Origin of the sequence: Vibrio sp. 1562, from assembly GCF_033340155.1 — a bacterium.
In the GTDB taxonomy this organism is placed as follows: domain Bacteria; phylum Pseudomonadota; class Gammaproteobacteria; order Enterobacterales; family Vibrionaceae; genus Vibrio; species Vibrio alginolyticus.
In genome coordinates, this window is the sequence record NZ_JAWOVY010000023.1 from 65,069 (window position 1) to 75,880 (window position 10,812).

The 10,812-nt window shown below is 42.1% G+C and carries 10 protein-coding genes and 1 riboswitch; of the genes, 6 read left to right on the top strand and 4 right to left on the bottom strand.

The features are described 5' to 3' along the window. Positions 1-15 precede the first annotated feature (15 nt). A complete protein-coding gene (locus tag R7Z49_RS19540) occupies positions 16-660 on the bottom strand; it encodes an inovirus Gp2 family protein (RefSeq protein WP_182016973.1) in 645 nt (214 codons plus the stop codon). Between the two features lie 182 nt (positions 661-842). Beyond that, a complete protein-coding gene (locus R7Z49_RS19545) occupies positions 843-1,859 on the bottom strand; it encodes a hypothetical protein (protein WP_238852396.1) in 1,017 nt (338 codons plus the stop codon). A gap of 144 nt (positions 1,860-2,003) precedes the next feature. On the opposite strand from R7Z49_RS19545, the gene R7Z49_RS19550 reads away from it, so the two are divergent. The 3 genes from R7Z49_RS19550 to R7Z49_RS19560 all read left to right on the top strand — a co-directional run bounded on the left by R7Z49_RS19550 (position 2,004) and on the right by R7Z49_RS19560 (position 4,691). Beyond that, positions 2,004-2,675 carry a hypothetical protein gene (locus R7Z49_RS19550; protein ID WP_064376998.1) on the top strand — a complete coding sequence of 224 codons (672 nt, stop codon included), beginning with the start codon at positions 2,004-2,006 and terminating at the stop codon, positions 2,673-2,675. Between the two features lie 328 nt (positions 2,676-3,003). Further along, on the top strand, positions 3,004-3,471 hold the full coding sequence (locus R7Z49_RS19555; protein ID WP_005378671.1) for a Panacea domain-containing protein: 468 nt from the start codon (positions 3,004-3,006) through the stop codon (positions 3,469-3,471). Next, the gene (locus tag R7Z49_RS19560) at positions 3,468-4,691 is read left to right on the top strand and encodes a RelA/SpoT domain-containing protein (RefSeq protein WP_069537229.1); all 1,224 of its coding nucleotides are present in this window, start codon (positions 3,468-3,470) and stop codon (positions 4,689-4,691) included. The genes R7Z49_RS19555 and R7Z49_RS19560 overlap by 4 nt, the downstream gene beginning before the upstream one ends. A 191-nt stretch (positions 4,692-4,882) precedes the next feature. Here R7Z49_RS19560 and trmA read toward each other — a convergent pair whose 3' ends face one another. Then, positions 4,883-5,992, bottom strand: a complete 1,110-nt coding sequence (trmA, locus tag R7Z49_RS19565) for a tRNA (uridine(54)-C5)-methyltransferase TrmA (RefSeq protein WP_258489747.1) — start codon at positions 5,990-5,992, stop codon at positions 4,883-4,885. A 184-nt stretch (positions 5,993-6,176) separates the two neighbouring features. Next, positions 6,177-6,377, top strand: a riboswitch (cobalamin riboswitch). Between the two features lie 55 nt (positions 6,378-6,432). Here trmA and btuB point away from each other — a divergent pair. The 3 genes from btuB to murI are packed head-to-tail and all read left to right on the top strand — an operon-like array spanning position 6,433 to position 9,855. Next, positions 6,433-8,268, top strand: a complete 1,836-nt coding sequence (gene btuB / locus R7Z49_RS19570) for a TonB-dependent vitamin B12 receptor (RefSeq protein WP_025768175.1) — start codon at positions 6,433-6,435, stop codon at positions 8,266-8,268. Between the two features lie 59 nt (positions 8,269-8,327). Next, positions 8,328-9,020, top strand: a complete 693-nt coding sequence (locus R7Z49_RS19575) for an adenine nucleotide alpha hydrolase (protein ID WP_132937311.1) — start codon at positions 8,328-8,330, stop codon at positions 9,018-9,020. A gap of 31 nt (positions 9,021-9,051) precedes the next feature. Continuing rightward, positions 9,052-9,855, top strand: coding sequence for a glutamate racemase (gene murI / locus R7Z49_RS19580; protein ID WP_132937310.1), 804 nt, complete (start codon positions 9,052-9,054; stop codon positions 9,853-9,855). On the opposite strand, the gene R7Z49_RS19585 is transcribed toward murI, so the two are convergent. Next, positions 9,818-10,273: an RNA-binding protein gene (locus R7Z49_RS19585; protein WP_017636066.1), complete on the bottom strand. Its 456-nt coding sequence runs from the start codon at positions 10,271-10,273 to the stop codon at positions 9,818-9,820. The two genes, murI and R7Z49_RS19585, sit on opposite strands and share 38 nt — an antisense overlap. Between the last annotated feature and the right edge of the window lie 539 nt (positions 10,274-10,812).

Here is a 10,812-nt window from a genome sequence, read left to right on the forward strand (position 1 = left end):
TCTTTTTTTGTAAACTCAATAGCGACTGTAACCGAAGCTTCTTCCGTTCCCAGGTAGTTTGCTTTCTTTTTTAGCAAAGTAACTAACACGGTAAAAGGCTTGATTGTATTGATTCTCATAGAGCTCTTTATCGCACCTCTTATTGATTTCACACGTGCCGTTCTCAGCAAAATGAACCGCACTACTTACTTGTTCAACCGAAAGACCAGTTGCACTTGCCCAAGCTTTAGCAATCATCCCTGAAACGTATTCTCCCGTAACATCATTGTAAGGCCCCATTCCTTGAAAAACATCACCATTTAGCAACACAGCAACGTGATAGTGTGGATGCTCTGATTTGACGGCCTCTTTGCACCAGATAAATCGTGGCTTAGAGTGGCGGTTGTGCGTCTTACGTTTTAGGTAAGCACACATCATCGCTTTGAAGGACTCTTGAAATTTTGTGATTTGCTTACTTGATACTTTCTCGCTTGAAAAACTTTTGGGGTATCTTAAATCGATACGAAGTAGCAACGTTCGAGAGTATTGCTCTAGAGCCCTATCAAAAGTGCTTTTAATAGCTAAAAGGCAGGAAGGTATTAGAGGTCCTTTCTTGGAGTATACCGGTAAGTCCATATCATCAATGGTGAGTCTTTCTGTATGTTCAAGATAATTGTTCATTTCTATCATTCCTATTGGTTAGTGTTCTCAATAGGTAGATAGGTTGTTGTAATTAATTAGATAAGATTCATATAAATACTATTATTACCGACAGTCTTTCACTCCATTCCTCAAGCCACGTATCTTTGTTCAACAAGGCTTCCAGTGGCTTCAAAACTTGCAAAAGTTACTCTGATAAAAAGTTAGGCCCCCCGTTTGAGAAGGAGTCTCTGATTTTTCTCATTGATACCAATCGCAAATTGCTTTCCATCAACAACATCAAGGGCTTTGATTGTACGTGCTAGGTCCAATGCACGATAAGCAAGAAATTCGATTAACTTATTGACTTTCTCTTTCTCAAGCTTAAGTGTTGCCCAGGCAAAGTGTTCACGTATAACACGCTCATACCACTCAATGTCTGTACAAACCTTTCCTTCGACATTGATGAACTTAATGATTTCACTTTCAATAAAGTAATCTATGTGTTCTGCAAACTCTTTATTGCATTTTACGTCAGCAACTTTTTGAAATAATAAAGGTATTGTGAGGTTGTAAACGGGATTCAGCGCACCAGACGATTTTAAATGGGCGATAAAGCTGTAGTAGCTTTTTTGATCGTACATGGATAAGTTCAGAAAAATTATTGACTTTCTTTTCTTTAGAACAGAGTGGCTGAGACCTTTGATATATCCCCTGATATAACCAAGTCTTCTAAGCTTGCTGAGCATTGCTTGAGCTTTACGTTCAGTGCATCCCATAAATCTGCATAAATCTCTAAGGCTTATACTATCAACAATCCCAGATTCCGTAGCCTCACTTAAAAGATGGGTAAGCATTAAGCGATTTGACAGCGTCAACTCTTTAGCATGCTGATTACTATACCAAAGATGATTCATCCACTTCCTCATATAGATGGGGCGTTGTTCAAACTGACTACTCAACTCATCAAAATCAATGCCTGTAAGTTGATAGCGTGTGACTGGTCTTCCTCGTTTTCTAGGTACTTCTTTCTCAGGTATCAAGAGAATAACTTTTGCCTCTATCAATAAGCGTAGACAGCGCCTTATAAGGCGTTCTGAGGCTTGGTATTTTCGGGCCATATATAGAACAGGTTTTCTGTAAAAATTGTCTGATTCGGCATCCAAATACATAAGCAGCAGTAGCATTCTAGCTTCAGCGTTTAGTTTGTCATTCTCTTGGAAAGTCCAGTTTACAATCATAAAATCACATTTATATTTATTTATAGGGCGTTTTGGTATGTATATTACTTGGTTTTTCTTTCTATGTCCTTGGACTACGTCCAAAGACATAGTTATAGTGTGAAGGGTGCCAACTATATTGAAAACGCTGGAAGCTAGAGTGATATGAGTGAGAAAAAAATACGTCCATTAGAAGGTTTTAGCTTCAACAATGAATCTCATGTGAAATGGTTAAATACGTATCTAGCAAAAGCCAAAACTAATCCAATTGTCGAAAAGCATTACTTTGGGTTGTTTCAGTTATCAGCATCACCTAAAAAACGGCTTCAAAATTTTTTTATAGATTGTAAAAATTCAGCTGATGGTAGAGAGATCTGGTTACTTATGCATGGAGCTTGGGGGAAAAGGTCGAGAAGAGAAAAGCAAAAGCGGAAGGGGAAAAAACAGTATAATTTTGAACTCACGATAGAATTTGGTCAAAATCTTCAAGCTTTAGCCACAAAGAGGGGACAGACTCAGCAGAAGGTTCTTGAAGAGCTTGTAAATGGTTCATTAACATCAATGCTCGAAGTCCGAAAGTTACAAGAAACTGATAGAATTCTATCACTAGAAGCTACAGCCAATACCACGCTAGAAAAGGAGTTAGGCTCTGCTCGAAAAAAAATTTTAGAGTTGGAGTCAAAAATTGCGACTCTTAAAAAAGAGAACCTTCACAAGCCCTCTGAAAGCGACAATGTTTCTACTAACCATCATGCAGATGAACCGTTACAACTGACTCTAGAAAGAAAAGGTCGTTCAATTATTCACATGCAGCCAAAGGACAGTGACCAAGACTAAGCATCTTTACACTATAAATACCACTAGTAGAGCTGGTGGCTAGGCGCTTGGTGTGAGTATTAACATGAAGGAGATCGGGTTATTGAGTGATCAGCTTGGGTGAAAATACACACTTTGTGTGCTTAATGTAAGGAAATTGTCTGCTTACTGCATGTGAGCATATAACGCGCTGTCAGCGCTGACTATTCACATGAACATGTTGCTTATTTTTGCGAACTAGCATCTAACAGTTAATAAAATCACTGTCTTTAAATACAGCGATGGTTTACACTTTTTGCGTTATATCAACCGGATTATGTAAACTATTTGGACGAAATTGGAATAAAAAATGAAAGCATATCACACATACAGTGCTGTAGACGTTGCATGGAGCTTGCTCAAGCATGCGAAAGAGCAAGGTAAATGCTTCTCCAATTTGCAGCTACAAAAACTTACCTATGTTTGTCATGGTTTATCATTGGCACACTTCCAGCGTCCTCTCGTCGTAGATGATGTATTTGCTTGGAAGTTTGGTCCAGTGGTGCCATCTGTTTACTTTCGCTTTAAATCTTACGGTAGTAGTGTGATCACTGAACAATGTGATGTAGCACTAGACCAAGAAAGTGAGTCTATTGTTAAAGATGTAGTCTCTAAGCTGGGCCATTTGACGGGGCCTCAACTTGTAGATTTAACTCACCGCGAAGGAAGTCCATGGCATCAGGTATGGGATGGCACACACCAAAAAGTGATTCCGGACCATTTGATTCAAGCCCATTACACTCAAATCAAACAATCCGGACGAACAGCTAGCCTGTGAGTAACAAAGAAAATAGTGTCGTCAGTTTTTACATTGACGACACCCCCACAGCTGAACAAGCTTCAAAAACCTTCCAAGACGACTACGAACTGGACTTTCAAGATTTTATAGAAAGAACGGTAAATGAAAGTGCTGCTGAAGACTTCTCGTACTCAAATAATGGGGTAAAGAAAGCTGGAAGACGGCTTCGCAAGAGAGAGGGCGACCTCAAGTCAGCTACTGCTACAATCCAACAGTTTCGAGCCGCACACGAAAAGCCATTAAACACTATCGCATATCTTGTTGGTCGCTGTTGCCGTGAGCTCGGTATAGATGTTAAACCAGTTACACGGTTAAAGCGCTTAGAAACAATCGTAGATAAGTTGCAGCGTAAATCTCTTGATGGTGAAACGGCAAATGCTACTTGTGTAACCAATATGAATGATATTGGCGGCTGCAGGGCGATTTTTCCGGATTTAATTTCATTGGAGAAGGTGAAATCTCAACTGCAACTTACAGTTGAGAAGGTAGGCCGAGTTAGAATTAAAGATATTGATGACTATATTACTAGTCCTAAACCTAATGATTGTGGTTACCGAAGCTTGCATGTGATTTATCGCTATGACCATGCTAGTGGTAAAAGTTTTAACATTGAGGCTCAGCTACGTACTCGACTTCAACATCTTTGGGCTACTACAGTGGAAATTGTCGACATCCTAGAAGGTACCAAGATTAAGACTCACTCTCACAGTTCAAATGAAGGCAAGAGCAGTTTACAGGTTCAATGGGAAGAATTGCTTTCGATAATGAGCCAATACATTGCTGATGCTGAAGGGGCTATAGAGCTAAGTGATATCGATAAAGCAGACTTTTCAAAGCGTTTGGTCGTCTTGGACCGCGAAATCAATGCGCTAAATCGCTTGAGTAGTTTTAAAATTTTATCTGAAAAGGTTAATTCTTACTGTGATAGTTCCATTGAGCACGTATTGCTAGTTATTAACGAAACTTCACGAGAATTGATCTTTAGTGAAGAGTTTGAAAATTATAGCCAAGCAATTTCAGTTTATAACGCAGCTGAGAAAGTCACTCGTAGCTACTCACGAGCAACCTCGAGACTCAATACCCTTCTCATATCCACAAAAAATATGGGCCAACTTTCGGAAGCCTACCCTAACTATCTAGGCGATTGTGCCTCATTCATCACTCTGCTTGAAGACGCAATGCTGTCTGGTGAAAGTTAAATACAAACCTTTCTTGTTGTTATTGACCCTTGTATCTAATCCTGCTTGTTAAAACGTGCCCAATCTGTCATCGAATTTGGTATGTGTAAAATATGGCTTCCTGTGATGGCTTGAGGGTTAGACTTTATTGTCCCCGTACCCCAAGCCGTACCCAGGGTGTTTTTTGCTAAAGATAAAATCCGTTAAGGCCCTTATTTTATGCGCTCTAGAAGCACTCCAGACTCCATATGGTGGGTATAAGGGAATTGGTCAAACAGAGCAAAACGCGTCACGTTGTGTGTTTCGCATAGAATGTCCAAGTTCTCTTTTAGAGTCTCAGGGTTACAAGAGATGTACATGATGCGCTCGTAACCTTGCACCATCTTACAAGTATCGACATCCATCCCAGCACGTGGTGGGTCGACAAAAATCGTGTTGCAGTTGTAGCTCTTCAGATCTACACCTGCATCTTGTAGACGACGGAATTCACGCTTACCTTCGATCGCTTGAGTAAATTCCTCGGCTGATAGGCGTAAGATTTGTACGTTATCAATCTTATTGGCGGCGATGTTGTACTGTGCAGATACCACAGATGGCTTCGCTAGCTCAGTTGCCAGTACGCGGTCGAAATTCTGTGCCAACGCCAGCGAGAAGTTACCGTTACCACAGTAAAGCTCTAGTAGGTCGCCAGTGCTTTCTTGGGTACAGTCGACCGCCCATTCCAGCATCTTCTCTGCGACTTTGCCGTTCGGCTGAGTGAAGCTGTTCTCTACTTGTTGGTAGATGTAGCTTTGACCATTTACATCGAGCTTCTCGATAACGTAGTCTCGGTCTAGGACAATCTTCATCTTACGAGCGCGACCAATGATGTTTAGGTTAAAGCCTTCATCATTCAAACGCTGTTTAAGGGCTTTCGTGTTTTCAATCCACTCTTCATCAAGTTGGCGATGGTAAAGGAGTGAAACCAGAATCTCACCACTTAGCGTCGATAGGAAATCCACTTGGAACAGTTTACGACGTAGTGAGTCGTTGTCTTTCATCGCTTCAACCAATAGCGGCATCAGGTCGTTGATCAGACGGCTTGCTGCAGGGAATTGGTCAACACGGTACTTCTCACGAGTTTCTTGGTTGAACATGATGTAGTAAAGATCTTCGCCTTCATGCCAAACACGGAACTCAGCACGCATGCGGTAGTGCTGCTCTGGTGATTCAAACACTTCCAGTTCTGGCATGTTGTATGGCGCGAACATATCCGTGAGACGTTCGACTTTTTCAGCCAGTTGTTCTTGGTAGCGTTGTGGGTTTACATCAAGAGTAGCCATGATCTTACCTTTTATGGTGCATTCAATTTAAGAGCGCAGATTTTATTCAATCTCAATAGGATGTCCAGTTTTGTACTGGAATTGATTTAAAGATAGTGCGTACAGGCAGAGTAGAAAGCAAAATCAATCAAAACGTTACAACTTCTAAGGGCAATATTGGCTGGACAAATAATCAATAGCTGAATAATATTTGCCTCAAGTTGGTGCTATCTAGCAATCTAGATGGCTGAAATGGGAATCTGGTGTGAATCCAGAACTGACGCGCAGCGGTAAAAGAGAACGAACGCTCATCAGACACTGCATTAGTTTATGTGGGAAGTCGAGCAAGTAGGCGGTACACCCGTGCTCTTGAGTCCGAATACCTGCCAACAACTGAGCCACAGCACTGGACTGTCATGATGACAGGGCTCGGAAGGAATTACGCGATTTAGGACAATACAATGAGAAAATCCGCACTGGCGATAACTTTGGCATCGCTGCTTTCACCTGTCTCTTATCTACAGGCCCAAGAAACCTCCACTGACGAAACCATCGTTGTTACTGCAAACCGTTTTGAGCAAGCCGAAAGCCGTACGTTGGCAGATGTCGAAGTAGTTACTCGACAAGACATCGATCGCATTCAAGCGAAAACCCTACCAGATGTATTGCGTCGCCTTACGGGGATTCAAGTTTCACAAAATGGTGGTCGTGGTCAGTTAGCGTCTTTATTTGTTCGTGGAACCAGTTCCGACCAAGTTTTAGTACTGGTTGATGGCGTACGTTTTGCGCGAGCAGCGAAGGGCGCTGTGGACTTTAACCAAATCCCACTTACTTACGTTCAACGTATTGAGTACGTGCGTGGTGCGCGTGCGTCACTTTATGGCTCAGAAGCGATTGGTGGCGTGATCAATATCATCACCATTGCGCGTGCTGACGAAGAAGGAACGAAGTTAAGTGCGGGTTTAGGTAGTTTAGATTATCAAGAATTGAGTGTGGCATCTGGTATTAAAGTCACAGAGAGCGGCCAGCTAAATATCGCGCTTGGTAGTGAAAGTGATGATGGTTATAACGTTCGTCCTGTACCGGGAGTTAATGACGGTGATCGCCATGGCTTTGATACAAAGAATGGTCTGCTAGGTTACGTGCATAACTTCAATGACCAGTGGTCTGCATTTGGTAACCTACGTGCTTACGAAAATGTTTATCAATATGACAGCAGCTACGGCAGTCGCGGTTACTACGAAGCAGAAAAAGATGATCTTTCTGTCACTCTGGGCGGTAAGTATCAGTCTGATAATGTGATGTCAGAACTACAAGTAACGGCACAGAAACAGAAGTCTTGGAACTATGAGCAAGCAAAAGGCAAACACTCAGGTACTGAAGATGAACTTGAGCAGCAAAATGTCCAGTGGACCAACAGTTACTTGCTAAACAACAATACGACGTTTGCTGGTGGTATTGATTGGCGCAACGAGTCTTATAAAGACAAGAGTGCGAATAAAACGTTTGATCGGACCAATGGCGCTCTGTTTGGTATGGCAACCACTAGTATTGATAAAGCAATGCTCGAGGGCAGTGCTCGCCTTGATGATAACGAAGAATACGGTAGTGAGTTCACTTACAGTTTAGCGGCTGGTTACCAGTTTGTACCAGAGTTTGGGGTTAAAGCCTCTTTTGGTACTGCGTTTAAGGCTCCAAACCTATATCAACAGTATGACCCAACATACGGTGAGAAAGATCTGAAACCGGAAGAGTCAGATGCTTGGGAGCTAGCATTCAGCGGTGATGTCCAAGGCGTTTTTTGGTCCGTAACGGGTTATGACTATATAATAACGAATCTTATCGATTACCATCCAACCACATACAAATATTTGAATGTCGATGGTGAAACACATATCCAAGGTGTGGAGCTTGTTGCTGAGTTTGATACAGGGATTGTGCAGCACCAGTTGAGTGCAGATTACAAAGATGCTGAAGACGATAAAGGGCATCAGTTGCAGCGCCGCGCTAAAGAAATGTATAAGTGGAATGCTTTAGTGAGCTTCGATAAAGTGGATTGGTCGGTTAGCTATCAGTACGTCGGTAAGCGTCCAGATGTGGATTACAGCACTTGGCCTTCACAAGATATTACGCTTTCTTCTTACTCGTTGGTTGATACGGCGGTGACTTACTATCCGAATGAGTCGACCTCTATTAGCGCTCGTATCGATAATCTACTTGATGAAGAGTATGAGATGGCAAAAGGTTACCCTGCTGCAGAGCGAGCGTACTATCTCAACGTTGGCTACGAATTCTAATCGTGAATGAGCACAAACCGCCTTCGGGCGGTTTTTAATATTTTGTGGTGGAAAATCGAATGAAGAAACCCAAGCGAGTTGTGATCAGCTGGTCCAGTGGTAAAGATTCGACATTAACGCTTGAGCGCCTTAACGAGAATCCAAATTATCAAGTTGTCGGTTTGTACACGACTTACGTAGGGAAAGAAGTCCCTTTCCAAGCAACTCCGCTTGAAGTCGTACAAATGCAAGCAGACTTACTTGCGCTTCCGCTCATTACTATCGAGCTACATGAAATCTTTCCAAGTAACGACATTTATCAATCGACCATCGTTAATGGATTACAAAGTAGTGGTCTGAACATAGAAGCTGTCGCATTTGGTGATATGTTTTGTAATGGCATTGCCGATTACCGACGCAGCTATATTGAACCTGTTGGCTGGGAATGCGTCTTTCCTCTATTAGGGGAGAGCAGCGAGAAACTAGCGATGGAAATCATAGAGCGTGGTATTCAAACGATGTTAATCACCATCGACGGAAGAGTTCTCCCTCCAGAATGGTGTGGTCGCTGGTATGACAAAGCCCTAATAGAGTCATTACCAAGTCAAATTGATCCCTGTGGGGAAAATGGTGAATTTCACACATTGGTCACGTCTTCGCCATCTTTTCAAGGACATATCGAGTTGACGAAGCGAAATGTAGAATCTGGAGATAGATTCAGCCATCAAAGATACCATGCTAAAGCATTGCCAAAACAAATCTACGCAGTATGATCGCAACGTTTCTGTTCTTTAGGTAAGACTCGTGCGAGTAGCAAGTAAGAAAAAAGTCCTAGTTTTTGACTCTGGTGTTGGTGGTCTTTCTGTATTCCAAGAGATACATCGCCTATTGCCCCAGATAGACTACTTATACTTATTCGATAATCAGGCTTACCCTTATGGTGAACTCGATCAGGCTGTACTCGTTTCACGAGTTAACCAACTGGTATCTTCTTTAGTCGAAGAACACCAAGTCGACATTGTCGTCATTGCTTGCAACACGGCGAGCACCATAGTGCTTCCTTCCTTACGCGAAAATTTATCGATTCCCGTTGTTGGTGTTGTCCCTGCGATTAAACCCGCATCGCTTTTAGCATCAAAAGGGGTAGGGCTGATCGCCACTCCGGCGACAGTAACACGCCAATATACTCACGAGTTAATACGGGACTTTGCGCAAGGCAAACCAGTTGAGCTGGTGGGATCAACTCGCTTGGTAGATATGGCCGAAGAGAAGTTGCGAGGCAACAGCGTTTCTCTCGACGAACTGACAAATATCCTGCTTCCCCTTCGCGATAAAGTCGATGTTGCGGTGCTCGGTTGTACTCACTTCCCTTTAATCAAAGAGGAGATTCATCAAGCTTTGGGTGGGGACGTTACTTTAATTGATTCAGGCGCAGCGATTGCACGTCGAGTAAAAGCATTGCTATTAAGTGATGAAATTGAGGATACAGAAGAGGGAAGTAAGTCGATTTATGCCAGTGCAACTCCTTGGCAGGAAGATGCACTGAACATTTGTTTAAAGAAGCTAGGTTTTAATCCTGTTCAGGTTTACCGCCATCCGGATGTTTAGGATCGTTCGCAATTCTCACTTTTAGCGTTCTCTCCATATATTCCTTTTCATTAAGTTTAGCGATAGCTGGCTTGGCATCTGCCGCAGCCATCACTACAAAACCAAACCCTCTTCTTTTTCCAGTGCGCTTATCTTTCATTAAGCGTACTGCATAGACCTGTCCATATTCAGCAAACAAATCGCGAACATGACTCTCATTGGCCTTATAAGGAAGGTTGCCGACATACAGCGTTTTAGTTGAAGGATCAGGATCCGAAGATTGAAGAACAGGTGTTTTGCTAGAAAATGAAAAAAGAAAAGCAGTAGCGATAACACCAATGAGGAAGCTCAAGGCTGGTGGGATGATGAATTGAGAGAAGATGATTCCCCCAACGATGGCCAGCCCAACACATAAAATCAGATTTTTTTTAGACGTCATTTTAATTACTACACATAGTGATAAAGAGATCGATTGTCCATTAACAGAATAGACACATGAATCTTACGTATATGGTTGGTGTTTTTCCAACCAATTGCTGTGATATGTCTCAAATGTGACGAAGAAATATGCAAATATCGCACTTTTGGCTAATTTGTGACCGATTGGTTTTTTGTTTGCAAAAAACGCTTGTACTAATTTCTCAACTCCCTATACTGCGCATCCACCGACACGGAGTGAGACGAAAGTCACACAGCGAGTCGGGAAGAGAGAAAAAAGAATTTGAAAAAAATGCTTGACTCTCTCACGGTGTGAAGTAAGATACGCACCCCTAACGACGAGCAACTAAGTTGCTGAAAATGTTAGAAAAGCTCTTTAAAAATAAGAACCTATCAATCTGTGTGGGCACTCGTTGATGATAATCCAATTCGATACTTCGGTATCAAATTAGGTTTCAATGAAACGAAGTGACCATTGAATCTTCGGATTCAGCACAGTCAATTCAAACATTACTTATGTAATGTTCAGTATTCATTGAG